We start from the raw sequence: 25,301 nt of genomic DNA, 5'->3' as shown, positions 1-25,301 counted from the left end.
GAGCGCCATGTCCAGCAGCTACATCATGAACCTGCTCGCCAGCGCCGTCGCCGTCATCGTTGGCATCGTCATTCACGAGAGCGCGCACGCCGCCGCGGCCTGGGCTCTCGGCGACAAAACGGCGCGCTCGCGCGGACGCGTATCGCTCAACCCGCTCAACCATATCGACCCGTTTGGCACCATCATCTTGCCGCTGCTCATGCTCGCCGCAGGCGGTCCCGTGTTCGCCTTCGCCAAGCCCGTGCCCGTCTATCTCAACAACCTCAAGCACCCCAAGCGCGACGAGGTCCTGGTGAGCGTAGCCGGCCCCACATCGAATATCGCACTCGCGTGCCTCGCGGCCGCCCTCATGCACGTAACGTACGGCAATCTCTACGCCAGCATGTCCTTTGCCGTGGCGTCCCAAATTATGAACTTCGGCGCCACGTTTATCGTGGTCAACCTGTCGCTCGCGTTCTTTAACCTCATTCCGATTCCGCCGCTCGATGGCTCGTCGATCATCGTGCCCTTCCTCAAGGGCAAGGCGCTCAACAACTACTACCATCTGCAGCAATACGCTATGCCCATCCTCATCCTGGTGCTGTACCTGCTGCCTACGTGGACCGGCATCGACGTAATCGGCCGCTATTTCGACGTTACCGTGTATCCGCTCGCTGAGCAGCTGCTCAACTTCGCAATCGCCGGCATCTAAGGTAAACTTACAGGTCGACCGTGCAAAACGGTAAGAACATGCACCCAAACCGCGCCGCGAAGGCGCCGTCAAAGGAGGTCGAAGATGTCGTATCGCGTGTCGACGCAGGTCTACAGCGGACCGTTCGACCTGCTGCTGCAGCTGGTAACCCGCCAAAAAGTAGATATCGGCGCCATCTCCATCAGCGAGGTGGCCGAGCAGTACCTTGCCGAGGCCGAGCGCATCGAGGCGCTGGACCTTGACGTGGCGAGCGACTTTTTGCTGGTCGCGGCAACCCTTTTGGACATCAAGGCTGCCTCTCTGGTGCCGCAGGAGGCCCCGCGCAAAGCCGATGACGACGATGACGAGTTCGACGAAGACCTCGAGGAGCTCAGCACGCTCGACGGCGACGCCTTGCGCGAGGTCCTGATCCAACGCCTGATTGCCTACAAACAGTTTAAAGGCGCGGCTGCGGCCCTCGGTGCCCGCATGCAGGCCGAAAGCTGCATGCACCCGCGTGTGGCCGGCCCCGACCCCGAGTTCTTGGGCCTCATGCCCGACTACCTGGCCGGCATCACCCTGCGCGGCCTCGCCGTCATCTGCGCCGACCTGGACGGCAAGCGCCAGACCTTCCTGCTGGAGGCCGAGCACGTGGCACCGCATCGCGTGCCGCTCGACCTGACGGTGGCCTCGGTCGACCGCTTTACCATGGCGCACCAAACCTGCACCTTCCGCGAGCTGCTGGACGGCGACGCCACCACCGAGCAGCTCGTCGTCACCTTCCTGGCCATGCTTGAGCTCGCCAAGCGCGGCTCGCTCACGCTGAGCCAAGACGAGATCTTTGGAACCATCCGCATCAACCGCGTCGAGGGCGCCGAGGCCTACGTGCCCGGCGAGGGCCCCGAGCTCACCGAATAGGAGCCGCAACCATGTCAACCCTTTCCACGCTGGAGGCAAACAGCCTCAAAGGTGCCCTCGAGGCGCTGCTGCTGGTGTCGAGCGACCCGGTGAGTGCGCCCGCGCTGGCCGGCGCACTGGATATCGCCCCCGGCGAGTGCGCGTCGCTGCTCGCCGAGCTCAAGGTTGAGTACGAGGAGGCCAACCGCGGCTTTCAGCTGCGCGAGGTCGCCGGTGGCTGGCGCCTGTTTACACATCCCGCCTACCACGATGTGGTCGAGGCCTATGTGTTGAGCTGGGACACGCAAAAGCTGTCGCAGGCGGCGCTCGAAACCCTGGCCGTCATCGCATACCACCAGCCCGTGACGCGCGAGGTGGTCAAGGGCATCCGCGGCGTCAACTCCGACGGCGTCATCGCGTCGCTCGTGGACAAAGGTCTGGTGCGCGAGCTCGGCCGCGACCCCCAGCGCGGTCAAGCCATCATCTACGGCACGACCAACGCCTTCTTGGAAAAGTTCGGTCTGCGCTCCACCCGCGACCTGCCCGATCTGGAGCAGTTTGCCCCCGACGAGCAGTCGCGCCAGTTTATCCGCGAGCGTCTAAGCGGCCGCAGCATTCAGTCCACGCTCGAGGAGCAGGCCGAAGATCTGGACGAAGAGCGCGAACTGCTCGATACCGATGTTGAAGATGTTGAGGCAGTCGAGGACGAGGATATCCAGGTCAGCGACAATGCCCCGGAGGATATGCATGACGAGAACTAACGAAGCAGGGGAGACGCGAATCGCCGACGCCACGGGCATGCCCACGACCGACGCCCAGCCCGTCTACCCGCACACCATGCGCCTGCAGCGCTTTTTGGCGCGCGCGGGCGTGGCGAGCCGCCGCGGCTCGGAGGATCTGATGACCGCCGGCCGTGTGACCGTCAACGGCGAAGTCGCGACCGAGCTGGGCACCAAGGTCGATGTCGACCGCGACCACATCGAGGTCGACGGCATGCCCGTCAAACTCAACCAGGGCGCTGTGTACCTGATGCTCTACAAGCCGACCGGCTACCTCACCACCATGAGCGACCCGCAGGAGCGTCCCTGCGTGGCCGACCTGGTCCCCCGCGACCGTTTTCCGGGGCTTTTCCCGGTGGGCCGCCTGGACCGCGACACCACGGGCCTGTTGCTCTTTACCACTGACGGCGACCTGTCGCAGGACCTGCTGCACCCCAGCAAGCACGTCTACAAGACCTACCAGGCCCTCGTAGACGGCCACCTCACCGACCGCGATTTGGAACCACTCCGCCGCGGCATCGAGCTCGACGACGGCCCGTGCCAGCCGGCAATCTGCCGCATTATCAACGCACGCGAGGCCGAGGCCGTGGCGCCGCAGGGCGTCAAGCCCGGCACCACCGCCGTCGAGGTCATCATCCGCGAGGGCCGTAAGAACCAGGTCAAGCGCATGTTGAGCAAGATCCACCATCCGGTGATCCGTCTGCATCGCTGCAACTTTGCCGGCCTGGAGCTCAAGGACGTAGCCAAGAGCTCGTGGCGCGAACTCACCGATCGCGAGGTGCAGATCCTCAAAAGCGGTGGCATCCCGCCAAAGCAGGCGAGCTCCAAGCGCAACGGCGGCAAGCCCCAAGACACGCCCGCCAGCCGCACGCGTCACCACGGCAGTCACGGCTCCGCACCCAAGCGCAACACCTATCGCGAGCGCTACACGGGCTAGGCAACCCGCCGCGCCCCAACGCCCGCGAACCATACCTGCACGTCAACCATCGAAAGGAAGCATTGCATGATCGTCGCCATCGACGGCCCCGCCGGTTCCGGCAAGTCCACCATCGCCAAGGAGATCGCCCGCCAGCTTGGCTTTAACAAGCTCGACACGGGCGCCATGTATCGCGCCGTCACCTTCGCCGCGCTCGACCGCGGCATCGACCTGGACGACGAGGCAGCCATCGATGCCCTCGCCGAGCAGATCGAAATCCGCTTTACCAACGGAACCGGCGAGGATACGCGCCTGACCATTGACGGCCAGGACGCATCGGCCGCCATTCGTACCCCGCAGGTCGACGCCAACGTGTCCAAGGTCTCGGCCTATCCGGGCGTGCGCGCCGCCATGCTCATCCACCAGCGCCGCGCCGCCGAGGACCGCGATATCGTGGCCGAGGGTCGCGACATCGGCACCGTCGTGTTCCCCAACGCGCAGGTCAAGATCTTCCTGACTGCCGACCCGCGTGAGCGCGCCCGCCGCCGCGTGCTGCAGCGTCACCAAAACGACGCCCAGCCGCTCACGTCCGAGCAGCTCGAAGCCGAGGTCGACGAGACCCTCGACGCCCTTAAGCAGCGCGACAAGCTCGACAGCAGCCGCGAGGTCGCCCCGCTCGTGTCCGCTGAGGACGCCGTGCACGTCGACTCCACCGCCCACACCATCGACGAGGTCGTCTCGATAATCGAGAACCTCATCAACAAAAGGAGGTAGCCCATGCGCCTGTTTAAGCAGACGCCCGAGGACTATTACAACGCCCCCTACGCCGATTTTCCAGCGCTCATCCGAGGCACCGTCGTCGTAGTCATGGCCATCCTTTGGGCCTTCTCCAAGCTCATGTGGCGCTGGAAGGTCGAGGACGCCGATCTTCTGTTTGAGCGCCAGGAAGGCCGCGGCAGCGTGGTCATCTGCAACCACACCTCGATGGCCGAGCTCTTGGCCGTGGAGACGGCGCTGTTCTTTGGGGGGCGCCGCGTGCGTCCCATCTTTAAATCGGAGTTCGCCAAGACCAAGATCGTGCGCTGGGCCTTTAGCCGCGTAGGCGGCATCCCCGTGGAGCGTGGTACTGCCGATATGAAGTGCCTGCGCGCCGCCCAGCATGCGCTGCAGCGCGGCGAGGACGTCCTGATCTTCCCCGAGGGCACGCGCATCCGCTCGCGCGAGATCAAGCCCGAGGTCCACGGCGGTTTTGCGCTCATCGCTCAGATGGGCAAGGCACCCGTGAACCCGCTCGCCATCTGCGGCTGGTCCGACATCACGCCCGCGGGCAAAAAGATCATGCGCCCTAAGAAGTGCTGGATCCGCGCCGGCAAGGCCGTCTCGCTTTCCGACGCACCGGCCGGGCTTAAGCGCACGGAGCGCCTGGAATGGTTTGAGTCCGAGGCCATGAGCCGCGTCTACGCCATGCGAGACGAGCTATGCGCCGAGCATCCGGGCAGGTTCTAGCCATGAGCGAGAACGTTACGAACACTGCCGCGACCGCGTCCGACCAGGCAACAGCGCCTACCATCGAGATCGCAGCACACGCCGGCACTTGCTACGGCGTACAGCGTGCGCTCGATATGGCGCTGGCCGCCGCGCCGCAGGCAGGGGAGTGCACTCAGGTTCATACCTTGGGTCCGCTCATCCATAACCCCATCGTGGTACGCGAGCTCGCTGAGGCAGGCGTTGGCTTGGCCGAAACCCTGGATGACGCCGCAACCGGCACCGTGATCATCCGCGCCCACGGCGTGGTGCCGCAGGTAATCGATGCTGCCCGCAAGCGTAGCCTAAACGTGGTCGACGCCACCTGCCCCTACGTGAAGAAAGTCCATATGGCAGCCGAGCGCCTGGTGCGCGAGGGCTACCGCGTGGCGGTCGTAGGCGAGCCGGGTCACCCCGAGGTCGAGGGCATTCTTGGCCACGCCGGCAAAGATGCACAGGTCGTGAGCTGTGCCGCCGACGCCAATGCCTTGTCGCTCAAGGGCAAGGTAGGCCTCGTCGTGCAGACCACCCAGACCGCGCAGAACCTCGCCGAGGTCGTGGCAGCTATCACCCCGCGCGTGCAGGAGCTGCGTGTGATCAACACCATCTGCGCCGCCACGAGTGAGCGTCAACAGGCAGCAGCCGCACTTGCCAACCGCTGCGACTGCATGGTCGTCGTGGGCGGCAAGAACTCGGGCAACACCCGCCGCCTGGCGCAGATTTGCGCAGACGCCTGCGAGCGCACGTATCACATCGAGGAAACTTCCGAGCTCCAGGCCGCGTGGTTTACCGACGCTCACCACATCGGTATCACCGCCGGAGCCTCCACCCCGCAAGAACACATCGAACGCGCCGTCACGCGCATCAAGGAGCTTTGCTGCTAACCATGGACCAGACCGTACCCGCATACGCCGCCGAGGTGGCCGATTACGGGCGCAGCCGCGACCCCGAGCCGGGTGAGGGCGCGCTCGTTAAGAACGTGCGTCCCGAATCGCCCGCATGGGATGTGGGTATCGAGCCGGGCATGCGCGTGCTCACGGTCAACGGCGAGCAGCTTACCGACATGATCGTGTGGCTCTGGGAGGCAGACGACGACACGGTCGACCTCGAGGTTTTCGACCCGCGCGATGGCACCGTCACCCCCGTGGAGCTCGATCGATTTCCCGGAGAGGATTGGGGTCTGGAGTTCGACGGCCCCATCTTCGACGGCATGCGTACCTGTGTGAACGCCTGCGTGTTCTGCTTTATGACGATGCTCCCCAAGGGCGGCCGCTCCACGCTCTATATTCGCGACGACGACTACCGCCTGAGCTTTTTGCAGGGCAACTTTGTCACGCTTACGAACCTCACCGACGAGGACGTGCAAAACGTCATCCAACGCAACATGAGCCCCATGAACGTGTCGGTCCACGCCGTGAGCCCCGATGTCCGCCGACGCATGATGGGCCGCAACGCCCAGCGCGGCATGGATGTGCTCGAGGCCATCATGGCCGCCGGCATCGAGATTCACGCGCAGATCGTGTTGTGCCCCGGCATGAACGACGGCGAGGAGCTGGAAAAGACCCTGCGCTTTTGCGAGGAGCACGAGCAAATCACAAGCCTGGGCATTGTGCCGCTCGGTTTTACCAAGCATCAGAACCGTTTTAGCTGGTCCTACAGCGACAAGCCCGAGCTAGCGCGCGAGACCATTGCCATGATCCGTCCCTACCAGGATCGTGCCTACGAACGCTTTGGCCGCCACACCTTCCAGATGAGCGATGAGTTCTATCTGGACGCCGGCATCGATCCTCCCGAGGCAGACTTTTACGACGGGTACCCGCAGTACTACGACGGCATTGGCATGATCCGCTCGTATCTGGACGAGACCGACGACGTGCTGGCTACCGACGCCGAGCGTCTGGCCCGCGTCCGCGAGGCCGTCGCCGCCCGCAACCAGCGGCTTCTGTGTCTCTCGGGCGAAAGCGCACGCGACACGGTGGCCCGCTTTGTGGAGTCGCCCCAGGGACTCGCCGGCACTGTCACGGCCATCAAGAACCGCTATTTTGGCGGCAACGTGGACGTAACCGGCCTCATCGTCGCGTGTGACATTCTGGAGCAGCTGCCCCAAGATCTGTCGGGGGTTATGCTCTTTGTGCCTAAGCTCATGTTCAACGCTGACGGCATGACGCTTGACGAGTATCATCGTGACGATTTACTCGCAAGCCTTACCAGTCGCGGCGCCGAGGTTCATGCGGTGTCGACCATGCCGCATGAGCTGCTCGATACCCTGGAGCACATCCTTGGCATTGTGCCTGCCGACTCTACTAATTCCGCTAACCCTACCCATTAAAGGAGAGCAGATGAAACCTATCGTCGCCGTCGTCGGACGCCCCAACGTGGGCAAGTCCACGCTCGTTAACCGCCTGGCCCAGACCTCGGACGCCATCGTCCACGAGTCCCGCGGCGTCACGCGCGACCGTTCGTATCACACGGCCGATTGGAACGGTCGTGAGTTCACCATCGTCGACACGGGCGGTATCGAACCGCTCAAGAGCGATGACGTCTTTGCCACGTCCATCCGCGACCAGGCGCTCGCCGCCGCCGAGGAAGCCGCCGTCATCCTGTTTGTGGTCGACGGCCGCACCGGCGTTACCGAGGAGGACGAGTCGGTCGCCCGCATGCTCAAGCGCTGCGACAAGCCGGTCTTTCTGCTGGTGAACAAGCTCGACAACCCCGATCGAGAGAACGACAGCATCTGGGAGTTCTATTCGCTCGGTATCGGCGAGCCCACGCCGCTCTCGGCCCTGCACGGCCACGGCACGGGCGACCTGCTCGACGACATCGTGGCCGTGCTTCCGGAGGAAGAGGACGAGGTCGCCGATGAGTTCCCCGACGCGCTGAACGTCGCCATCATCGGCCGCCCCAACGCCGGTAAGTCGTCGCTGTTCAACCGCATCCTGGGCGCCGACCGCTCTATCGTGTCCAACATTGCCGGCACGACGCGCGACGCCATCGACACCGTCGTGGAGCGTAACGGCAAGCACTACCGCATGGTCGACACCGCGGGCATTCGCAAGAAGAGCACCGTGTACGAGAACATCGAGTACTACTCCATGGTCCGCGGCCTGCGCGCCATCGACCGCGCCGACGTGGCGCTGCTCGTCGTCGACGCCTCCGTGGGCGTTACCGAGCAGGACCAGAAGGTCATGGGTCTTGCCATCGAGCGCGGCTGCGCCATCGTTGTGCTGCTCAACAAGTGGGATCTGCTCGACGACGACCGTAAACGCGAGGCCTGCATGGAGACCATCGACCGCCGTCTGGGCGTCATGGCTCCCTGGGCCCAGTACCTGCGCATCTCTGCCCTCACTGGCCGCAGCGTCGAGAAGATCTGGGCGATGGTCGACGCCGCCGAAAAGACGCGCTCGCAGAAGATCAGCACCTCGCGCCTCAACACGTTCCTCACCGACCTGCGCGAGTTCGGTCATACCGTGGTGGACGGCAAGCGCCGCCTGCGCATGCACTACGTGACCCAGACGGGCGTCAACCCGCCGACGTTCACGTTCTTCGTCAACCACAGCGATCTGGTCAACGACACCTATCAGCGCTACGTCGAAAACCGCATGCGCTCGACCTTCGACTTTGCCGGCACACCCATTCGACTCTTCTTTAGGAAGAAGGAGCAAAAGGATGCATAATCCGATTCTGCTGACCGCCATCTGCGCCGTGGTCTCGTTCTTTATCGGAGCGATTCCGTTTGGCCTGATCCTGGGCCGCGTGTTCAACCACACCGACATTCGCAAGGCGGGCTCCGGCAACATCGGCACCACCAACGCCCTGCGTGTGGCCGGCCCCAAGGTAGCCGCGCTCACGCTGCTGCTCGACTGCCTTAAGGGCGCCATCTGCGTCCTTATCGCGCGTCCGCTCATTGCCGACTTGGGCTATGGCTTTCCGCCGAACATTATGGCGCCCGGTGCCCCCGGCGACTGGATGCTCGGCGTCATCTGCCTGGCAGCCGTGTGGGGCCATATCTTCTCGCCCTATCTCAACTTCCACGGCGGCAAGGGTATCGCAGTTGGTCTGGGCGTTATCCTCGCCTGGTACTGGCCCATTGGCCTGTCGCTGCTGGGCATGTTTATCGTGGCCGTCGCCATCACCAAGTTTGTGTCGGTGGGCTCGCTTGCCGCGGCCATCGGACTTCCCATCGCCGCTTGTGCGGTCTTTCCGTACAGCAGCCTAGGCCTTAAGTTTTGCATGGCGATGATCGGCATCACCGTGGTGTGGGCCCATCGTGCGAACATCAAAAAGCTCATGACCGGTAAGGAGTCCAAGCTCTCGTTTACCAAGCGCGTCACCGAGCCCGACGATAAATAGGAGAGAGTCATGAATGTTGCGCTGATTGGCTCCGGCTCCTGGGGAACCGCCGTCGCCGGCCTTGCTGCCGCGCGTGCCGAGCGCGTGACCATGTGGGCCCACAGCGAGCAGACGGCCGCCGGCATCAACGGCGAGCACCGTAACCCCCGGTATTTGGTGGGCTACGAGCTGCCCGGCAACGTCGTCGCCACCACGGACCTGGTACAGGCGCTCGACGGCGCCGAGGCCATCATCTTCGCCGTTCCTTCGACGCACCTTCGCAGCGTGTGCCACCAGGCCGCGCCCTTTATCGCAGCCAATACCCCGGTGCTCTGCCTCACCAAGGGCATTGAGCCCGAGTCCGGCCTGCTCATGAGCGAGGTCATCGCCAGCGAGATCGGCAACGAGGCGCGCGTGGCGGCGCTCTCGGGCCCCAACCATGCCGAGGAGATCTGCCGCGGCGGGCTTTCTGCCGCCGTCATCGCCAGCAAAGATCCGCAGATAGGGGAGACCTTTAAGGACCTGCTCCTGTCCACGGCCTTCCGCATCTATCTGTCGCAAGACATGACCGGTGTCGAGGTCTGCGGCGCCATGAAAAATGTCATCGCCATCGTGTGCGGCATCTCCGCCGGCACCGGTGCCGGCGACAACACGCTCGCCCTCATCATGACGCGCGGCCTGGCCGAGATTAGCCGTCTGGTGCATGCCCGCGGCGGTCAAGCTATGACCTGCATGGGACTTGCCGGCATGGGTGACCTCATTGCCACCTGCACCTCGGAGCATTCGCGCAACCGCACCTTTGGCTACGAGTTTGCCCACGGCGTGTCGCTCGACGAGTATCAGACGCGCACGCATATGGTTGTCGAGGGCGCCGTCGCGGCCCGCAGCGTGAGCGAGCTTGCCCGTTCACTGGGCGTAGACATTCCGCTCACCTTTGCCGTGGAGCAAACGCTCTACAACGGTGTTACTTTGGATAGGGCGCTCGAGATTCTTACCGACCGCGTACCCTCCCAAGAGTTCTACGGACTCACCGACTAGCGCAGAAAGGCTTCTACCATGGGTTCCATTAAAATCGCTCCGTCCATCCTTTCGGCCGATATGGCCAACCTCAAGGGCGACCTCGACAAGATCGCCGGCGCCGACTACGTGCACTTCGACGTCATGGACGGCCACTTTACCGGCAACCTCACCTTTGGCGTCGACATCCTCAAGGCCGTCAAGCGCTCCACCGACGTGCCGGTCGACGCGCACCTGATGGTATCGAACCCCGACGAGACGGTCGATTGGTACGCCGACGCCGGCGCCGACATGATCACCGTGCACTACGAGGCTTCCACGCACCTGCACCGCACGCTCACTCATCTGCAGCAGCGCGGCGTCAAGGCCGGCGTTGTGCTCAACCCCGCCACCCCCGTGTGCGTGCTCGAGAGCATCATCGACGTCGTCGATATGGTGCTGCTGATGAGCGTGAACCCAGGCTTTGGCGGCCAGAGCTTTATCCCGGGCACCATCGCTAAGCTCCACGAGCTCAAGGCCATGTGCGAGCGTCACGGCGTTTCGCCCCTCATCGAAGTCGACGGTGGCATTTCTTCCAAGAACATTGCCGAGGTCGTCAAGGCCGGCGCAAATGTCCTGGTGGCCGGTTCTGCCGTATTTAAGTCCGAAGATCCCGCTGCCGAGGTTGCGCTGCTGCAGAAGCTGGGCAACGAGGCTGCACAGGAGGCATAAACCCTTATGACCGCAGGTCAAAACCGCATACCCGTGAATCTTGACTACGCCGCCTCGACGCCCATGCGCGCCGAGGCGCGCCTTGCGCAGCGTGAGTACGACGATAGCGAGCTAGCGGGCGTCAACCCCAACTCGCTGCACTCGCTCGGCCGCAAGGCTGCCGCGCGTCTGGAGGTTGCACGTCGCGAGATCGCCCGCAGCTTTGGCGCGCGCGTTCGCCCGTCTGAGATTGTTCTGACCAACGGCGGCACCGAAGCCAACCAGCTGGCGCTACTCGGTCTTGCCGAGGGTGCACGTCAGCGCGACCGTAAGCGTAACCGCGTGATCGTATCTGCCATCGAGCACGATTCGATTCTGGACAACCTGCCGCTGCTGCGTGCCGCAGGCTTTAGCGTCGACCTGGTGCAGCCCTGCCGCATGGGCTACATTGAGCCCGCCACGCTTGTCGAGCTACTAGGCGACGACGTGGCGCTCGTGAGCATCATGGTTGCCAACAACGAGACCGGCGTGGTGCAGCCCATCCGCGAGCTGGCCGCCGCCGCACATGCTGCCGGTGCCCTGTTTCATACCGATGCCATCCAAGGCTACTTGCATATTCCGCTCGATGTCACCGAGCTGGGCGTCGATGCTATGACCGTTGCCGCGCACAAGATCGGCGGTCCTGTGGCATCTGGCGCGCTCTACGTTAAGACCCGCACCCCACTGCGACCCCGCATCTTTGGCGGCGGACAGGAGGCCGGTCGTCGTGCCGGCACGCAGGACCTGCGTACACAGCTGGCTTTTGCCGCTGCCGCCCGCACGTTGGCGCCCCGCGTGGCCCAGGAGCGTACAACGCTGCAGGCCTTATCCGACAAGCTCTACGCCACGCTTACGGCCCATCCGCGCATTCACGCCACCATGGGCGACTACGCGCAAGCCGACCGTCTGCCCGGCATGGTATCGATCTACATTGACGGCATGGACTCCGAGGAGCTCATCATCAAGCTCGACGCCGCCGGCTTTGAGGTGTCGGCTGGCTCGGCATGCTCGAGCGGCAGCATGGACCCGAGCCATGTTCTCAGCGCCATGGGCATTGGTCGCGAGCAGGCATTGGGCGCTCTGCGTATCTCGTTTGATGACCGTGTGAACCCTGTCGACCTGGACGAGTTTGCCCAGACGCTGCTCTCGATCGTGGGTGCCGCATGATCGTCGCCGAGCTTGAACGTGGGCTGCTGGCGCGCTACCCCAAGGCGGACGCCGAGGGCTGGGATCACGTAGGACTCTCCGTTGGCGATCCGGCCGCGGAGATCACCGGCGTTGCCTGCGCGCTCGATGCGACCGAAGCTAATGTTCGCCGCGCCCAAGAAGGCGGCGCCAACGTGCTGCTGACGCATCATCCCATATACATCAAGGCGCCCGAGGCGTTTTGTCCGTCGGATTCCGCACGCCCCCAATGCAGCGCGGCGCTCTACGAGGCAGCGCGTTGCGGCGTGAGCATTATCTCGCTCCACACCAACCTGGACCGCTCGCACGAAGCCCGCGTCTGCCTGAGTGAGCTGCTGGGTGCCGTACCCGTGAGCTCACTGGAGCACGTGGACGACCCCGAGCCGACCGGCCTGGGCGCGCTTGCAACGCTCAACGACCCGTGCACGCTGCGCGATCTTGCCACCCGTGCTGCCACAGCCTTCGGAAGCGACCCGCGTGTGTGGGGCGAAGTTGATCGCCCGTGCCGCACCGTCGCCATTTTGGGCGGCTCCCTGGGCGACTTTGGAGAGCTCGCCATCGCCGCCGGTGCGGATGTTGTCGTGACGGGCGAGGCAGGCTATCACGTGGCGCAAGACCTTGCCTTGCGCGGGCTGTCGGTGATCTTGCTCGGCCACGACCGCTCCGAGGAGCCGTTCGTTGATATATTGATGAACTCTGCAGTTGACGCCGGGGTCAACCCCCGTCATGCGATTAAAATACTGAACCCTTGCCAATGGTGGACTGTGACAAAAGGAGAGAACTTATGAGCGCCGGCGCTACGCTACTCAAGCTGCAACAGATCGATTTGGAGCTCGCCCGCAACAAGAGCGAACTTGCCAATATGCCGGAGCTCAAGGAGCTCGCTTCCAAGCGCAAGACCCATGTGAAGCTCAAGTCCGAGATGACCAAGCTCTACGCCCAGCGCAAGGATCTGGACATTGAGCTCGACGATCTCAACACCACCGAGATTCAGACCAACAACGCCATCGAGGCTGCCAAGAAGCGCCATGTCGACGGCTCCGACTACCGCGAGGTTCAGGACCTGGAGAATGAACTCGCCACCCTGGCCAAGCGTCTGGACAAGATTGAGCACACCCGCAAGGACGTCGTTGTCGCCCATAAGGAGGCGCTCGACCGCGAGGCCCGCGCGCAGGCAATCATCGCCAAGTTCGAGGAGGGCGTGAAGGCCGATACCAAGGCCGCCCGCGCCAAGGCTGCCGACCTGCAGGCTCAGATTGACGCCGCCGCTAAGGAGCGCACCGCGCTTGCCGCCACACTGCCGACCGACGTGCTCACGGACTACGAGCGTCTGCTCAAGCAGTTCCGCGGCCTGGCGGTCGAGACCATCCAGGGCAACATCCCCACGGTCTGCCACACCGCGCTGCAGGCATCGTCCATGAGCGACCTCAACCACGACGGTAGGTCAATTACGCACTGCCCATACTGCCACCGCCTCCTGGTACTCCCGAGCAAGGAAGCCTAGCGATGGCGGCGGCATCCAACAATTCAATGCAACTTGAGGGAAAAACGATCCTGCTGGGCATTACCGGCGGGATCGCCGCCTATAAGTCGTGCAATATCGTGCGCTTGCTGCAAAAGCGCGGCGCGCGCGTCAAGGTCGTTATGAGCGAGCATGCCACCGAGTTTGTGGGCCCGCTCACCTTCCGTGCGCTCACCAACGAGCCTGTTGCCGTGGGCTTATTCGACGATCCCTCCGACCCCATCCACCACATTTCGCTGGCGCAGGAGCCCGATCTGGTGGTCGTGGCGCCCGCGACGGCCAATATCATCGCCAAGATGGCCACCGGCATCGCCGACGACCTCATCTCCACCACGCTGCTTGCGACGCCGCGACCCATCGTGATCGCACCCGCTATGAACAACGGCATGTGGAAGGCGCCGGCGACGCAGGCCAACATGGCCACGCTGCGCGACCGCGGCGTGCATGTGGTGGGTCCGGGCAGTGGCTACCTTGCCTGCGGCGACGTGGACACGGGACGCATGAGCGAGCCCGAGGACATCGTCGAGGCTGTCTGTGAGGTGCTCAACCCCGCGCCTCAGGACCTGGTAGGTAAGCACATCGTGATTACCGCCGGCCCCACGCACGAACCGATAGACCCCGTGCGCTTCATCGGTAACCGGTCGTCGGGCAAGATGGGCATCGCCCTGGCGGGGGAGGCCGCACGCCGCGGTGCCGAGGTCACGCTGGTATTGGGGCCGACATCGCTCGATGTGCCCAGCGGCGTGGAGTGCGTGCGCGTGCAGACCGCCGCAGAGATGCTCCAGGCGGCCCTGAGCGCCTTCCAGACGGCCGATGCGGCAATTTGTGCGGCCGCCGTCGCCGACTACACCCCCGCGGCCCCTGCGGACCATAAGCTCAAAAAGGCCAACGAGCGCCTGGATCGCATCGAACTGGTCGAGACGGTCGATATTTTGGCCGAGCTCTCGCGCCAGAAGGGCGAGCGATGCGTGATCGGATTTGCGGCCGAGACCGATAACGTTGTCGAGTACGCAGAGCGCAAATTGACCCGCAAGGGGTGCGATGCAATAATCGCCAACGATGTCTCACGCACCGATTCGGGCTTTGGGACCGACACCAACAAGGCCTGGATCGTGAGTAAAGCGGGTACGCAAGAACTTCGCGTGCTAACAAAACCCCAGCTCGCAGATACAATTTTGGACTTGCTTCAAAAATTATAAAAAAGTTCTTGCACAAGTCTAAAGTTTCGGGTTAATATACTCCCTGTTGCGAGCGAGAGCAGAGCAACAGACAAAAGCTTCGGGACGTGGCGCAGCTTGGTAGCGCACTTGACTGGGGGTCAAGGGGTCGCTGGTTCGAATCCAGTCGTCCCGACCAGAAGTTTGCAGGTCAGGCACTTAGTGCCTGACCTTTTTTGTTTTAATCACCATGATTATTTTGCTTAAAGTAACAACGTTCCCGATCGATGTAATCACCGAATCAAAACGTGTACATTAGCCACCAAAATCGACATTTTTTGACATGTTTGGAGGCAGATGTACACAAATGCGAAATCCCCCGCCTAATAGCGCCCTCCACATGTCTGGACTCTCTATGGCTGCGCTGGATAGACATCGCCGGAACGGGTATAGTATCGAAAGTTTTGTCGTTAACCAGCGGGGGAGTCCTGTGGGCATCAAAAAGAAGATCAAAAAGGAGCTTATCGGCACTTCCGATTACCCGTCGAATAAGATCTTTACGATCTCCAATTTCATCACCTTTACGCGCCTGATCCTCACCCTGGTATTTCTGTACCTGTTTGTGACGGACAACAACCGCGTCATCGCCATTGTTATCTACGCCGTTGCCGCCTCCACCGACTGGATGGACGGCCAGATCGCCCGCATGACTAAGACGGTCTCATGGCTCGGCAAGGTCATAGATCCCATCTGCGACCGTGCGCTGCTGTTCACCGGCGTCTTGGGACTGGTGGTCCGCGGAGAGCTACCCATCTGGGTCTGCGTGCTCATTATTGGCCGCGACATCTATCTGGGCATCGGCACGCTTATCGTTCGTCATTATCACCGTCGCCCCATCGATGTCGTCTTCCCGGGAAAGATTGCCACAGCGCTGCTCATGACTGGTTTCTCGCTCATGCTGCTCGGTTTCCCCGTTATTGACGGCCTGCATCTTTTACCTTCATCCCTTACGGCCTTCCCGGGCCTCAACGGAAGCTCGGTGCCCCTCGGCATCTTCTTTGTGTACGGCGGCGTGATCTTCTCCATGCTCACGGCTGTCATCTACTCCATTAAGGGCGGAGCGGCCATTAAACAGGCTCTCGCGCATCCCGAGGACGAGGACATCGACTTTCTGAACCCTGAAATCGAAGACTGATTCGTTGGGGTATGATTACGTACGGTTCATTATTTGCGGCAGGTCCGCGATAAGTTAGGGGTTGTCATGGACAACATGGTTAACAATATGCCTCAGAATGATAAGACCGCGGACGCTACCTGCGTATTCCGCGTTCCTTCAAGCGACGTCACCGTTCCCGACCTCATGGCCAACGTGCGCATCACCGCCCCCGTTCTGTCCATCGTCAAGGGTCCGCAGACTGGTGCCGCTTTTGAACTCGAGGACGACGTGACCACCATCGGCCGCGATCCTGCGAACGGCATCTTCCTCAATGACATGACCGTTTCGCGCAGCCACGCGCGCATTATTCGCGAGGGCCTCGGCGCTCGCATCGAGGACTTGGGCTCGCTCAATGGCACCTGGGTCGACGGTGCCATCGTCAATGCAGCCCCGCTGCACGACGGTTCTTCCGTCCAGATCGGTACGTTTACGCTCATCTACCACGAGAGCACGCCGGAGCGCATCGAAACCGGTGAGTAGGGCATGGCCGAACGCAACTATCTGAGTATCGGCCAAGTCGTCAACCTACTTCGAGGCGCATACCCCGATCTTTCGAACTCAAAAATTAGATTTCTAGAGGATGAGGGGCTCATTACCCCTCATCGTACGCCAAAGGGATACCGTCAGTACTCCAAGGAGGACGTTGATCGCCTGGAGGTCATTCTGCACCTGCAGAAGACCCGCTATATGCCACTCAACGTGATTAAGCAGCGCTTGGAAAACGCCACGGACCTGTCAACGCTCGCCTACGAGGTGGGCTTGCTGTCCGATGTTCCGCTCAAGACGGAGCCCAAGGAGACTAAGCAAAAGCTGCATCCCATCGAGACCATTCCCGATATGCTGGGCGTCGAGATTTCGTTTATCCGCTCGCTCGCCGAAAACGACCTCATTCGCATCATCAAAAGCCCGCAGAACCGCGAGCTCGTCGATGGTCGCGATTTTCCGATCATCCGTTACTGCTCCGAGCTGTCGCGCTTCCATATCGAGCCACGCAACCTGCGTCAGTACGTGTCTTCCGCTAACCGCGAGTCCTCGATGTTTGAGCAGGTGCTCGTGAGCATGCTCGGAATGGATACCTCCGATGACGAGCGCGACGCCAAGCTCGAGCGTGCGTTTAAGAAGCTTCACGACCTGACGGAGGGCGTGCACACCGCGCTGCTCAAGAACCGCGTTTTTGAGTCGCTCAACGCCGTGGTCGAGGACGCCGACATCGATGCACTCGATGAGGAAATCACGCGTTCCGAGTCCACCAAGGCCAAAAACGAAGAGCCAGCCGCGCCGGTTTCGCACGAGGATTCTCTCGTAAAGCCGCTCAAAGTCGTCGCCCCTTCGCAATCCGGCGCCGCCACCGCGGGCAAATAACCGCTGCTGAAATTTCGGCAATCCATGAAAGGTCACGCCATGTATGACTTCGAATCTCATATCGTCGATATTCCCGACTATCCCGAACCCGGAGTCGTATTTAAGGACATCACGCCGCTCTTTGGCAATCCCGAGGCTCTCAAAGCCATGACCGATGCCCTCGCCGAGCACTTTGCCGGCATGGGAATCACCAAGGTCGTGGGTCCCGAGGCTCGCGGCTTTATGGTTGGCGTACCGGTGGCTGTAGCCCTTGGCGCCGGCTTTGTTCCCGCACGTAAACCGGGAAAGCTGCCGCGCGAGACCGTGAGCCAGAGCTACGAGCTCGAGTACGGCACCGATTCAATTGAGATCCATGCCGACGCTATCAGCTCTAAAGATACCGTGTTGATTCTGGACGACTTGGTCGCGACGGGCGGAACCGTCGAGGCAACAGGTAAACTGGTGCGAGATATGGGCGCAAAGCTTGTCGGTTATGGTTGTATCCTTGAGCTTGCGTTTCTCAACCCGCGCGAGAAGCTCACACCGTCTAATGACGATGTGGAGCTCTTTAGCCTGGTGACGGTGGACTAGCCGTTACCCTTAGTTACTGGAAAGGAAGCTACATGCGCACAGCAAACACGCACAAAAACATGGCACGCTGCGCTGCTACGGCAACCCTCGCTTGTGTTTTGGGCTTGGGCCTCGCGGCTCCTGCCTACGCCGATACCGCATCCGACCTTGCCTGCGCTCGTACGAAGCTCGAGCAGATCGGTACCCAAACTCAGCAGATTTACGATGAGCTCGCCACGCAGACACAGGCGCTCGATCAGACTGCCGGCGAGATCACGCAAAAGCAGCAGGAGATCGCCGATGGTCAGGCTAAGCTCTCGACCTATGTCGCCGGCGAGTATAAGACCGGCGGCCTGAGCTTGCTTCAGGTTCTGACGGGTGTCGATGACCTGAGCGATATGCTCAACCGTCTGTTCTACTACGGCAAAGTTTCCGATAAGCAAGCTCAGACCATTCAAGAGGTCAAGGAGCTTAAGCAGCAGCTCACCAATAAGCAGTCCGAGCAGGAAAAGAACGTCGCCGCCACGCAAAAGAAGGTCGACGAGCTTAACGCTCAGCAGGCTGAAGCCCAGAACGTCGTAAACTCCCTGGATTCGCAGCTGCAGGCCGAGCTTGCCTCCGAGGCCGAGGCCAACGCCGCGCTGCAGGCCGGCATCAACGCCAGCACCGCCGAGAAGGCCACGGTGAGCAACGAGACTGCCGGTACGACCGAGAACACCAACAACGGTGGCCAGACCAGCAATAACAACAACCAGGGCGGCAACACTCCGGCTCCTACGCCGGCACCTGCTCCGACGCCGCAGCCCTCCACGCCTGCTCCGGCTCCGACGCCTTCTGCTCCGAGCCAGTCCGTCGATGGCGGTTCTGTTGTCTCGCGTGCATACAGCAAGCTTGGTTGCGCCTATTCCTGGGGCGGAATTGGCCCGAACAGCTTCGACTGCTCTGGTTTTGTAAGCTATTGCCTTACTGGTCGCTATTGCCGCCTGGGCACCACGGGCACCTTTATGGGCTGGACGCGTGTGTCCGATCCGCAGCCCGGTGACGTTGTAGTCAACTCGTACCACACCGGCATTTACATCGGTGGTGGTCAGATGATTCATGCGTCCGACTACAACACGGGTGTTATCATCAGCTCCGTTGCCGCCGGCATGAACAACAACTACATTTTCGTGCGCTACTAAGTATTCAGATAAAGCAAACGGATATGGACCTCGTGGCTTTGAGTCATGGGGTCCATTCTTTTGCCTTTCGTGCAGTCCGCTATCTAGTTTTGAATACTAGATAGCGGCCCAATCGGTCTGCAAGATGGCTATAATTGAATGGGAACGATTAGAAAGGACCCTCTATGAGCTGGGCACTTATCTCCGATTCAAGCTGCAACCTTCGCGATTGGCAACCGACCGCGCCCCATACCATCTTTGCATTTGCGCCCCTCAAAATTCGAGTGGGGGAGCGTGAATTCGTCGATGACCTTTCGCTCGATGTTCAAGAGCTCAACTGCGCTGTTCAGGCGGAGACGAACGCTTCTTCGAGCGCTTGTCCCAGCGTAGGGGAGTGGGCCAAGCTCTTCAAATTGGCAGACAAGACCATCTGCATGCCGATCTCTGAGGGCGTGTCGGGCAGCTACAACGCGGCAGCCACGGCTCGCGATATGGTTCTTGCCGAGGAGCCCGACCGACAGATTCATCTAGTCAATTCACGCGCAGCTGGCGGCAAAATGGACCTCATTTTCTTGCTGTTCGACCGCTATCTTGCAAGCAATCCGGATGTCTCATTCGAGGAAGCTTGCGCATACTTCGATAGCCTTGAGCAAAACAGCAAAATCCTCTTCAGCTTGTGCAATTACGAAAACCTCGCCAAAGCCGGACGTATCCCTAAGGCAGCCGGCGTTATTGCCAACAAGCTCAATATCCGCATTTTGGGCACGGCGAGCGAGGCCGGTAAAATCGAACTCGTCGGGCACACGCGTGGCGAAAAGAAGATGCTCAACAAGATCATCGATACCATGGAAGCCGAGGGTTTTACGGGCGGCGAGGTCGTCATCGATCACGTTGAGAACGAAGCTGGAGCCCAGGCGCTTACTGACCGCATAGTCGAGCATTGGCCCGGCTCCAAAACCATCATCATGCCCTGTAACGGGCTAGATTCATACTATGCCGAAATGCATGGGCTCATTATCGGCTACGGCATGGGCGTGGCTTCGGGCAAATAAAGTCCAATCAAGCAAAAATACGGGCGGTACAAAGCGACAGATGGCTCTTTGTACCGCCCGTTTTATACGTCGGCTAGCTATTAAACCCGTTGAACTTGAGATAGCTCATCAAGTAAGCCTTCGAAACGAAGGACGATACCGCGCTACGCACAAGCAGCGACTCACGCGTTACCTGATGCGCCGTATCGGGCACGGGAGTCTGCTCGACGGAAAACGCCGCACGAATCGATGCCTCGAGCTGATCGACCACATAATCAAAGGCCGTCGGGGCATCGTAGCTCAAACGCTGAATGTTAAAGAGTGCCTGCACAGCAGCAATAGGTAGCACCTGCTTAAAGATGCAGATAGCGATCAGGCGGGCAATCTGCTCGCGGCCATATTGCTTTTTGACCGGAGCAGGCACTAGGCCGACCTTTACGTAGTTATTGATCATCGATGGCGTAATGATAGGCTGCTCAACGCAAATGAACAGCGGCTCCATCCACAGCGCAACATACTCAATAACCTGGTCGCGGTAGAGCGTCACATTGGGCAACTGGTCATAGCGCGGCAGACTCAACGTATTGAGTTTGCGCACGATATCGGACTGAATAAATGCATCGGGCAGCACAGTGGGCTGAATATCCTCAGGCTTAATGCTGACCGACGAATCAGACATCGGAATAACGTGTTTAACGTGGTTCATAAAGGTCCTCCGTTCATTTTCTATATTGTATTCTAGGTTATCTAGTTTTGCATACCATATAGCCTGCAAGAAAAATGGCGGGACAGTGCACTGATGCATCGTCCCGCCATTTAGTTAATAGATAACAAACTTACATAAGATATATTATCGTACTTATCTACGGAGAAACGCGTATACGCTCGTTGCCGCTATGGCTCCATCAGAAACGGCAGTCACAACCTGGCGTAAACGCTTGGAACGGATGTCGCCAGCGGCAAATAGACCTGGCGTGCGGGTCGCCATGGAATCATCAGTAACAATACCGCCGTCCGGCGCCAGATCGACTAGATGCTCAACGAGCTCGGAATGGGGCTGCGTTCCGGTAAAGACAAAGATACCAAACGAGCCAGGGACAAATGACTCGGTGTGAGTTTCCCCGGATGCATTGTCCTTAAAGGTAATCGTCGTTGGCATGGCTTCGCCCGAGAGCTCGACAATACTAGTTTGGTACCTAACTGAAATATTATCTTTTGCAAGAACTTTTTGAACCACACCATCGGGGGCACGGAACTGATCGCGGCGCAAAACGATGGTCACGCTGCTGGCGATTTCTGACAAGAACAGAGCTTCCTCGCAGGCAGCATTGCCGCCGCCGATGACAAAAACCTGCTTGCCGCGAAAGAACATGCCGTCGCACGTCGCGCAATACGAAACGCCGCGACCGCGATACGCATCCTCGCCAACAAAACCAGCAGATCGCGGCGTGGCACCCATGCAAGCGATAACGCTCGAGGCCGACGTATCGCCCAAATCGTGATGCACCGTAAACAGCGCTGCATCGGCATCGTAATCGATACCCGTAACCATGCTCCATGTAACCTGTGCTCCCAGGCCCTCTGCATGCTGCTGAAAACGCTCACCGAGTTCGGCGCCACTCAAGAGCGGAATGCCCGGATAGTTCTCGACTTCATTGGTCGTGGCGATCTGCCCTCCCGACATGCCCTGTTCAATCACGGTCGTCGTTAGGTTGGAGCGCGCCGCATAAATGGCCGCAGCATAGCCCGCAGGGCCGCCACCGATAATCGCAACATCGATCGGCTGATGGGTAGTCATGAAGAGACCTCCTGTCGAAAGATTGGCGTTCTTTGCGCTCATACCCAAATTTACGTGAACATGACACTCATGCACTACAATGATAAATCGCGTAACAAAGCTGAAGGGGAGTTATCGATGGATCAAACGCAGATGAGCAATAGCGCTCCCCTGCCCATGCAAGCCACTCCCCAACCGGAGCAAATGACCGTTTCACCTGCACAAAAACCCCTGGTAACCATTGTGCACGCATCGGTTGGATCGGGCCACAAAGCCGCCGCCAACGCGATTGCACAAGCATTTGACCTTATCCGCGGCACCAAGGGAATCCCTAAGGATATTGAGATCGAAGTCCTAGATATCCTCGATTTTGGACGCATTAGGTTCGATGGTAATAAAACAGCAGCGTCGTTTACCGGCGCCATGCGTCCCATTTACGACCTGACCTGGCGATATACGCTTACAGGACATCTACTCTGGGGCGGCGGCACAGCATGGTCACGAATTATGTTCCCCGCCTTCAACGAATACGTCCGGACCCGCAGGCCCATAGCCGTGGTCGCAACACACATTACGGCGGCCAACGTCGCTGTGGGCGCCCGCGTCATCACGGGTATCGATTACCCGGTCATCTGCGTACCAACAGACTATGAAGTTGAAGGCTTTTGGCCCCACAAGGACACCGACCTATTCTGCGTAGCCAACGAGTTTATGGCCGAAACGCTGCGCCCGCGCAAGGTTCCCGAGTCAAAGATCCGCATAACGGGCATTCCCATTCGTGCCGGTTTCGATTCAGATTACAAACGCGAAGATGAGCTCAGCAAGTTCAATCTCCCCATAGACAAAACCGTCGTATTGGTGATGGCCGGCGCCAGTTTGCCCCAACCATACGTGCGTTTCCGTGCCGCGATGGACCACACGCTCCCCTTCTTACGCAGCTTTGAGGACATGCACTTTGTCTTTTTACCGGGCAAGGATAAGGAATACGCCAACCGACTCAAAACGCTCTTCGACGCCATGAAGCTCGACAACGTGACGGTACTGGACTACGTAGATGACATGGCGGCCCTCATGCACGGCTGCGACCTGGCAATCCTCAAATCGGGCGGGCTCACCGTCACCGAGTGCCTGTGCGCGCATCTGCCGATGATCCTACTGGGCAAATCATACGGTCAGGAAAAGGCCAACACCACGATGCTCACCGGCATGGGCGCCAGCATGCATGTCACCACCGCACGAGAACTCATCGTAACCCTACGTCACTTGCACGACCATCCCGAATCACTCAAAGCCCTACTCATCAACGGCGAAGTACTACGCCGCCCTCACGCTGCCAAAGACATCGCCATCGCAACCATGGAGCTCGTAGGCAAGCCCCAAAAGCGCAAACGAGCCTTCTGCCGCTTCTACTGGGGCGGAAAGCCCGCGCATATCCGCTAGTCGAATGTCCGCCGCTCTGCCGGAGCCGCCCTTATATCATTCCATGCTCAAACATTCTCGCTTCGCTGCGAAACTGCGCGTGGAACGATATAAGGGCGGCTCCGGCAGAGCGGCTGCGTTTACTTACTAGCAGCTACTTCGGTATCCCCTCCATTAGAACCTGCAAAGGTAAAACAGGAAAATATAAATACAGTAAGCCGATGCGACAAAGGCGGTATCCCTTTGCCGCATACTAACTAGAACCTAAAACACATTCCCGGTTAGGATTTACAAGGATGTAGTCCAGCTAATAGAGAGTCAGAACAACAAACAAGTCGTAATTATATTGATGAGGCCCACCGCGCAAGTCGAAATACATATTCAAGTATGTGGCCTCTCACCCGGGGCCCACACATATCGTCCCGCGCGCAGTTTCGCAGCGTAGCGAGAATGTTTGAGCACGGGATGATATGTGTGGGCCCCGGGTGAGAGGCCAACTCTACATCTTGAAAATGATTAAGCGACGCCGCTGGAGCCGAAGCCTCCGTTGCCTCGGTCGGTTTCGTCTAGTTCTTCTACTTCTATGAGGTTGACCGTGGGGACTTCTTGGATGACAAGTTGGGCTATGCGGTCGCCTTTGTTGATTTGGATGTTGTTGGAGGGATCCAGGTTAATGAGGATAACCTTGAGTTCTCCTCGGTAGTGGGCGTCGATGAGGCCCGGCGTATTGACTATAGACAGGCCCTGCTTGATGGCCAAGCCGCTGCGGGGCTGGACGAAGCCGGCGTAGCCATCGGGCAGGGCGATGGCCAGCCCAGTAGAGACCAGACGGCGTTCGAAGGGCTTCAGGACGCAGTCCTCGTTGGAGCGCAGATCCAAGCCGGCATCGGTGGGATGGGCGTATTTGGGAAGCACGACGGTGGGGTCGAGACGCTTTATGTTAACGGTAATGTTGGACATGGAATCACCTTAGCTTGTCGAGCTCTTGCAGAAACTCATCGACGTCTTTGAAATCGCGGTAGACCGAGGCAAAGCGGATGTACGCCACCTTGTCGATCTTGGCCAAGCGCTTGAGCACCATGTCACCCAACTCATGGGACGTGACGGCCGTCAGCGTGCGAGAGCGCAGCTCGACCTCGATGTCGTCGATAATCTCATTGAGCTTCTTAGTGTCGATATCGCGCTTGATGGTGGCGCGCATCAAGCCGACGAGCAGCTTATTCCGATCGAACCGCTGCTTGGTTCCGTCCGACTTAATGACCTCGATTGGGTCTTCGCATCGCTCGAACGTTGTAAAGCGGTAGTTACACGAGCAACATTCGCGACGGCGCTTGATGGTGTTATTTGACTCCTGCATACGGGAATCAACAACGCGGGTATGTGCCTTGCCGCATTTAGGACAGCGCATGGTACCTCCTCTTAAACGATAACAAGGGTACCATGCGCAGCGCGATAATGATTACGAACGAGCAGGAACCTTAAGATGCGCACCGGCGGCGAGCGAACCATGCTCCAGATGATTGACGTTACGGATCATATCGGAAGTCTCTTGCGTGGAAAGGCCTTCGATAGGATATTCCTCGGCAAGCGACCAAAGAGAATCACCAGGCTGAACGCGAATGTTCTCGTAGGTAACGTTGGAAACGGACTCGGCATAAGCGGCGTGACGAGCGCTAAAGACCGACGTAGCGAGGACAAAAAAGAGCGTAAGCGCAACGGCAACGGCGACAATCGTCGGAACCTTCAGGGCAACGCGGGCCGGCGCAACTACAGCCTGCTGATTGCGAGCAGGCTTTACGGTCAAAGGCTGAAAGCCGGAGCGGCCACCCTGAACAACCGTAAAAGTGGGTTCTGCAGGCGTCTCGAGCTTAAGGGCGAGGTTTCCCTGGACCATATTCGTTGCGTTCATCATGTTCTCCTCTCGCGTGTTTTGCTGAGAACAGTTTTATCAAGCCGCGCGGACAAAAATGTCTAGCGCGAGAACGAATGTTCGGTTATTATTATCTTCGAACAGTTGTTCCTGTCAAGCATAATTCGAACATTTGTTTGACATGGGTAGAGA

Annotated in this window: 28 protein-coding genes and 1 tRNA gene; 24 read left to right on the top strand and 5 right to left on the bottom strand. The window is 60.0% G+C overall.

Going from position 1 to position 25,301, the window contains the following annotated elements; genetic code table 11:
- Positions 1-7 precede the first annotated feature (7 nt).
- The 23 genes from I4W07_RS05175 (at position 8) to I4W07_RS05065 (ending at position 20,064) form a co-directional block, all read left to right on the top strand.
- Positions 8-691, top strand: coding sequence for a site-2 protease family protein (locus I4W07_RS05175; RefSeq protein WP_196025834.1), 684 nt, complete (start codon positions 8-10; stop codon positions 689-691).
- 84 nt (positions 692-775) lie between these two features.
- Positions 776-1,588, top strand: a complete 813-nt coding sequence (locus I4W07_RS05170) for a segregation and condensation protein A (RefSeq protein WP_196025833.1) — start codon at positions 776-778, stop codon at positions 1,586-1,588.
- Between the two features lie 11 nt (positions 1,589-1,599).
- Positions 1,600-2,328, top strand: a complete 729-nt coding sequence (gene scpB, locus I4W07_RS05165) for an SMC-Scp complex subunit ScpB (protein WP_196025832.1) — start codon at positions 1,600-1,602, stop codon at positions 2,326-2,328.
- Complete coding sequence (locus I4W07_RS05160) at positions 2,315-3,283, top strand: pseudouridine synthase (RefSeq protein ID WP_412766519.1); 969 nt, start codon at positions 2,315-2,317, stop codon at positions 3,281-3,283. Before scpB ends, I4W07_RS05160 begins: the two co-directional genes overlap by 14 nt.
- A gap of 66 nt (positions 3,284-3,349) precedes the next feature.
- Positions 3,350-4,036: a (d)CMP kinase gene (gene cmk, locus I4W07_RS05155; protein ID WP_196025831.1), complete on the top strand. Its 687-nt coding sequence runs from the start codon at positions 3,350-3,352 to the stop codon at positions 4,034-4,036.
- Between the two features lie 3 nt (positions 4,037-4,039).
- Positions 4,040-4,768 (top strand): lysophospholipid acyltransferase family protein, encoded by a 729-nt coding sequence (locus tag I4W07_RS05150; RefSeq protein WP_196025830.1) that lies wholly within the window; start codon positions 4,040-4,042, stop codon positions 4,766-4,768.
- Between the two features lie 2 nt (positions 4,769-4,770).
- Positions 4,771-5,670: a 4-hydroxy-3-methylbut-2-enyl diphosphate reductase gene (ispH, locus tag I4W07_RS05145; RefSeq protein WP_195503906.1), complete on the top strand. Its 900-nt coding sequence runs from the start codon at positions 4,771-4,773 to the stop codon at positions 5,668-5,670.
- A 2-nt stretch (positions 5,671-5,672) separates the two neighbouring features.
- Positions 5,673-7,115 (top strand): DUF512 domain-containing protein, encoded by a 1,443-nt coding sequence (locus tag I4W07_RS05140; RefSeq protein ID WP_196025829.1) that lies wholly within the window; start codon positions 5,673-5,675, stop codon positions 7,113-7,115.
- Between the two features lie 10 nt (positions 7,116-7,125).
- Entirely contained in the window at positions 7,126-8,460 is a 1,335-nt protein-coding gene (der, locus tag I4W07_RS05135) for a ribosome biogenesis GTPase Der (protein WP_196025828.1), read from the top strand.
- Positions 8,453-9,136, top strand: coding sequence for a glycerol-3-phosphate 1-O-acyltransferase PlsY (plsY, locus tag I4W07_RS05130; protein WP_196025827.1), 684 nt, complete (start codon positions 8,453-8,455; stop codon positions 9,134-9,136). The genes der and plsY overlap by 8 nt, the downstream gene beginning before the upstream one ends.
- A gap of 9 nt (positions 9,137-9,145) precedes the next feature.
- Positions 9,146-10,153: an NAD(P)H-dependent glycerol-3-phosphate dehydrogenase gene (locus I4W07_RS05125; RefSeq protein WP_196025826.1), complete on the top strand. Its 1,008-nt coding sequence runs from the start codon at positions 9,146-9,148 to the stop codon at positions 10,151-10,153.
- Between the two features lie 18 nt (positions 10,154-10,171).
- Positions 10,172-10,843, top strand: a complete 672-nt coding sequence (gene rpe / locus I4W07_RS05120) for a ribulose-phosphate 3-epimerase (RefSeq protein WP_195445808.1) — start codon at positions 10,172-10,174, stop codon at positions 10,841-10,843.
- 6 nt (positions 10,844-10,849) lie between these two features.
- A complete protein-coding gene (locus I4W07_RS05115) occupies positions 10,850-12,028 on the top strand; it encodes a cysteine desulfurase family protein (protein WP_148346660.1) in 1,179 nt (392 codons plus the stop codon).
- Positions 12,025-12,834: a Nif3-like dinuclear metal center hexameric protein gene (locus I4W07_RS05110; RefSeq protein ID WP_196025825.1), complete on the top strand. Its 810-nt coding sequence runs from the start codon at positions 12,025-12,027 to the stop codon at positions 12,832-12,834. The genes I4W07_RS05115 and I4W07_RS05110 overlap by 4 nt, the downstream gene beginning before the upstream one ends.
- The gene (locus tag I4W07_RS05105) at positions 12,831-13,550 is read left to right on the top strand and encodes a zinc ribbon domain-containing protein (RefSeq protein WP_196025824.1); all 720 of its coding nucleotides are present in this window, start codon (positions 12,831-12,833) and stop codon (positions 13,548-13,550) included. The genes I4W07_RS05110 and I4W07_RS05105 overlap by 4 nt, the downstream gene beginning before the upstream one ends.
- 2 nt (positions 13,551-13,552) lie before the next feature.
- A complete protein-coding gene (gene coaBC, locus I4W07_RS05100) occupies positions 13,553-14,767 on the top strand; it encodes a bifunctional phosphopantothenoylcysteine decarboxylase/phosphopantothenate--cysteine ligase CoaBC (RefSeq protein WP_230317490.1) in 1,215 nt (404 codons plus the stop codon).
- An 80-nt stretch (positions 14,768-14,847) separates the two neighbouring features.
- A tRNA-Pro gene (locus I4W07_RS05095) sits at positions 14,848-14,924 on the top strand.
- Between the two features lie 291 nt (positions 14,925-15,215).
- Positions 15,216-15,920 (top strand): CDP-alcohol phosphatidyltransferase family protein, encoded by a 705-nt coding sequence (locus I4W07_RS05090; protein WP_196025823.1) that lies wholly within the window; start codon positions 15,216-15,218, stop codon positions 15,918-15,920.
- A 66-nt stretch (positions 15,921-15,986) separates the two neighbouring features.
- Positions 15,987-16,421, top strand: coding sequence for an FHA domain-containing protein (locus tag I4W07_RS05085; protein ID WP_006236002.1), 435 nt, complete (start codon positions 15,987-15,989; stop codon positions 16,419-16,421).
- Between the two features lie 3 nt (positions 16,422-16,424).
- A complete protein-coding gene (gene ftsR, locus I4W07_RS05080) occupies positions 16,425-17,303 on the top strand; it encodes a transcriptional regulator FtsR (RefSeq protein WP_148346656.1) in 879 nt (292 codons plus the stop codon).
- 39 nt (positions 17,304-17,342) lie between these two features.
- Positions 17,343-17,873, top strand: a complete 531-nt coding sequence (locus I4W07_RS05075; RefSeq protein ID WP_196025822.1) for an adenine phosphoribosyltransferase — start codon at positions 17,343-17,345, stop codon at positions 17,871-17,873.
- Between the two features lie 32 nt (positions 17,874-17,905).
- The gene (locus I4W07_RS05070; protein ID WP_230317488.1) at positions 17,906-19,033 is read left to right on the top strand and encodes a coiled-coil domain-containing protein; all 1,128 of its coding nucleotides are present in this window, start codon (positions 17,906-17,908) and stop codon (positions 19,031-19,033) included.
- A gap of 164 nt (positions 19,034-19,197) precedes the next feature.
- The gene (locus I4W07_RS05065) at positions 19,198-20,064 is read left to right on the top strand and encodes a DegV family protein (protein WP_196025821.1); all 867 of its coding nucleotides are present in this window, start codon (positions 19,198-19,200) and stop codon (positions 20,062-20,064) included.
- A 73-nt stretch (positions 20,065-20,137) separates the two neighbouring features.
- On the opposite strand, the gene I4W07_RS05060 is transcribed toward I4W07_RS05065, so the two are convergent.
- Both I4W07_RS05060 and I4W07_RS05055 read right to left on the bottom strand, forming a co-directional pair.
- Positions 20,138-20,749, bottom strand: a complete 612-nt coding sequence (locus tag I4W07_RS05060; protein ID WP_195919805.1) for a DUF1836 domain-containing protein — start codon at positions 20,747-20,749, stop codon at positions 20,138-20,140.
- Positions 20,750-20,902: 153 nt separating this feature from the next.
- Entirely contained in the window at positions 20,903-21,841 is a 939-nt protein-coding gene (locus tag I4W07_RS05055) for an NAD(P)/FAD-dependent oxidoreductase (protein ID WP_196025820.1), read from the bottom strand.
- A gap of 69 nt (positions 21,842-21,910) precedes the next feature.
- Between I4W07_RS05055 and I4W07_RS05050 the strand changes: the two genes are divergently transcribed.
- Positions 21,911-23,260: an MGDG synthase family glycosyltransferase gene (locus I4W07_RS05050; RefSeq protein WP_230317487.1), complete on the top strand. Its 1,350-nt coding sequence runs from the start codon at positions 21,911-21,913 to the stop codon at positions 23,258-23,260.
- Positions 23,261-23,755: 495 nt separating this feature from the next.
- On the opposite strand, the gene dut is transcribed toward I4W07_RS05050, so the two are convergent.
- The 3 genes from dut to I4W07_RS05035 are packed head-to-tail and all read right to left on the bottom strand — an operon-like array spanning position 23,756 to position 25,148.
- Positions 23,756-24,199: a dUTP diphosphatase gene (gene dut / locus I4W07_RS05045; protein ID WP_196025819.1), complete on the bottom strand. Its 444-nt coding sequence runs from the start codon at positions 24,197-24,199 to the stop codon at positions 23,756-23,758.
- A 4-nt stretch (positions 24,200-24,203) separates the two neighbouring features.
- The gene (gene nrdR, locus I4W07_RS05040; protein WP_022093781.1) at positions 24,204-24,647 is read right to left on the bottom strand and encodes a transcriptional regulator NrdR; all 444 of its coding nucleotides are present in this window, start codon (positions 24,645-24,647) and stop codon (positions 24,204-24,206) included.
- A 51-nt stretch (positions 24,648-24,698) separates the two neighbouring features.
- The gene (locus I4W07_RS05035) at positions 24,699-25,148 is read right to left on the bottom strand and encodes a LysM peptidoglycan-binding domain-containing protein (protein WP_196025818.1); all 450 of its coding nucleotides are present in this window, start codon (positions 25,146-25,148) and stop codon (positions 24,699-24,701) included.
- Positions 25,149-25,301 lie beyond the last annotated feature (153 nt).

The organism is Collinsella aerofaciens, assembly GCF_015670745.1.
Taxonomy (GTDB): Bacteria; Actinomycetota; Coriobacteriia; order Coriobacteriales; family Coriobacteriaceae; genus Collinsella; species Collinsella aerofaciens_T.
The sequence above is the reverse complement of the archived record's forward strand: the minus strand, read 5'-3'. Positions and strand labels throughout refer to the sequence as shown.

Excerpts from the sequence above, each read along its gene's own strand:
- I4W07_RS05175 (WP_196025834.1), top strand. The coding sequence starts at position 8 with ATGTCCAGCAGCTACATCATGAACCTGCTCGCCAGCGCCGTCGCCGTC.
- I4W07_RS05170 (WP_196025833.1), top strand. The coding sequence starts at position 776 with ATGTCGTATCGCGTGTCGACGCAGGTCTACAGCGGACCGTTCGACCTG.
- scpB (WP_196025832.1), top strand. The coding sequence starts at position 1,600 with ATGTCAACCCTTTCCACGCTGGAGGCAAACAGCCTCAAAGGTGCCCTC.
- I4W07_RS05160 (WP_412766519.1), top strand. The coding sequence starts at position 2,315 with ATGACGAGAACTAACGAAGCAGGGGAGACGCGAATCGCCGACGCCACG.
- cmk (WP_196025831.1), top strand. The coding sequence starts at position 3,350 with ATGATCGTCGCCATCGACGGCCCCGCCGGTTCCGGCAAGTCCACCATC.
- I4W07_RS05150 (WP_196025830.1), top strand. The coding sequence starts at position 4,040 with ATGCGCCTGTTTAAGCAGACGCCCGAGGACTATTACAACGCCCCCTAC.
- ispH (WP_195503906.1), top strand. The coding sequence starts at position 4,771 with ATGAGCGAGAACGTTACGAACACTGCCGCGACCGCGTCCGACCAGGCA.
- I4W07_RS05140 (WP_196025829.1), top strand. The coding sequence starts at position 5,673 with ATGGACCAGACCGTACCCGCATACGCCGCCGAGGTGGCCGATTACGGG.
- der (WP_196025828.1), top strand. The coding sequence starts at position 7,126 with ATGAAACCTATCGTCGCCGTCGTCGGACGCCCCAACGTGGGCAAGTCC.
- plsY (WP_196025827.1), top strand. The coding sequence starts at position 8,453 with ATGCATAATCCGATTCTGCTGACCGCCATCTGCGCCGTGGTCTCGTTC.
- I4W07_RS05125 (WP_196025826.1), top strand. The coding sequence starts at position 9,146 with ATGAATGTTGCGCTGATTGGCTCCGGCTCCTGGGGAACCGCCGTCGCC.
- rpe (WP_195445808.1), top strand. The coding sequence starts at position 10,172 with ATGGGTTCCATTAAAATCGCTCCGTCCATCCTTTCGGCCGATATGGCC.
- I4W07_RS05115 (WP_148346660.1), top strand. The coding sequence starts at position 10,850 with ATGACCGCAGGTCAAAACCGCATACCCGTGAATCTTGACTACGCCGCC.
- I4W07_RS05110 (WP_196025825.1), top strand. The coding sequence starts at position 12,025 with ATGATCGTCGCCGAGCTTGAACGTGGGCTGCTGGCGCGCTACCCCAAG.
- I4W07_RS05105 (WP_196025824.1), top strand. The coding sequence starts at position 12,831 with ATGAGCGCCGGCGCTACGCTACTCAAGCTGCAACAGATCGATTTGGAG.
- coaBC (WP_230317490.1), top strand. The coding sequence starts at position 13,553 with ATGGCGGCGGCATCCAACAATTCAATGCAACTTGAGGGAAAAACGATC.
- I4W07_RS05085 (WP_006236002.1), top strand. The coding sequence starts at position 15,987 with ATGGACAACATGGTTAACAATATGCCTCAGAATGATAAGACCGCGGAC.
- ftsR (WP_148346656.1), top strand. The coding sequence starts at position 16,425 with ATGGCCGAACGCAACTATCTGAGTATCGGCCAAGTCGTCAACCTACTT.
- I4W07_RS05075 (WP_196025822.1), top strand. The coding sequence starts at position 17,343 with ATGTATGACTTCGAATCTCATATCGTCGATATTCCCGACTATCCCGAA.
- I4W07_RS05070 (WP_230317488.1), top strand. The coding sequence starts at position 17,906 with ATGCGCACAGCAAACACGCACAAAAACATGGCACGCTGCGCTGCTACG.
- I4W07_RS05065 (WP_196025821.1), top strand. The coding sequence starts at position 19,198 with ATGAGCTGGGCACTTATCTCCGATTCAAGCTGCAACCTTCGCGATTGG.
- I4W07_RS05060 (WP_195919805.1), bottom strand. The coding sequence starts at position 20,749 with ATGAACCACGTTAAACACGTTATTCCGATGTCTGATTCGTCGGTCAGC.
- I4W07_RS05055 (WP_196025820.1), bottom strand. The coding sequence starts at position 21,841 with ATGACTACCCATCAGCCGATCGATGTTGCGATTATCGGTGGCGGCCCT.
- I4W07_RS05050 (WP_230317487.1), top strand. The coding sequence starts at position 21,911 with ATGCACTACAATGATAAATCGCGTAACAAAGCTGAAGGGGAGTTATCG.
- dut (WP_196025819.1), bottom strand. The coding sequence starts at position 24,199 with ATGTCCAACATTACCGTTAACATAAAGCGTCTCGACCCCACCGTCGTG.
- nrdR (WP_022093781.1), bottom strand. The coding sequence starts at position 24,647 with ATGCGCTGTCCTAAATGCGGCAAGGCACATACCCGCGTTGTTGATTCC.
- I4W07_RS05035 (WP_196025818.1), bottom strand. The coding sequence starts at position 25,148 with ATGAACGCAACGAATATGGTCCAGGGAAACCTCGCCCTTAAGCTCGAG.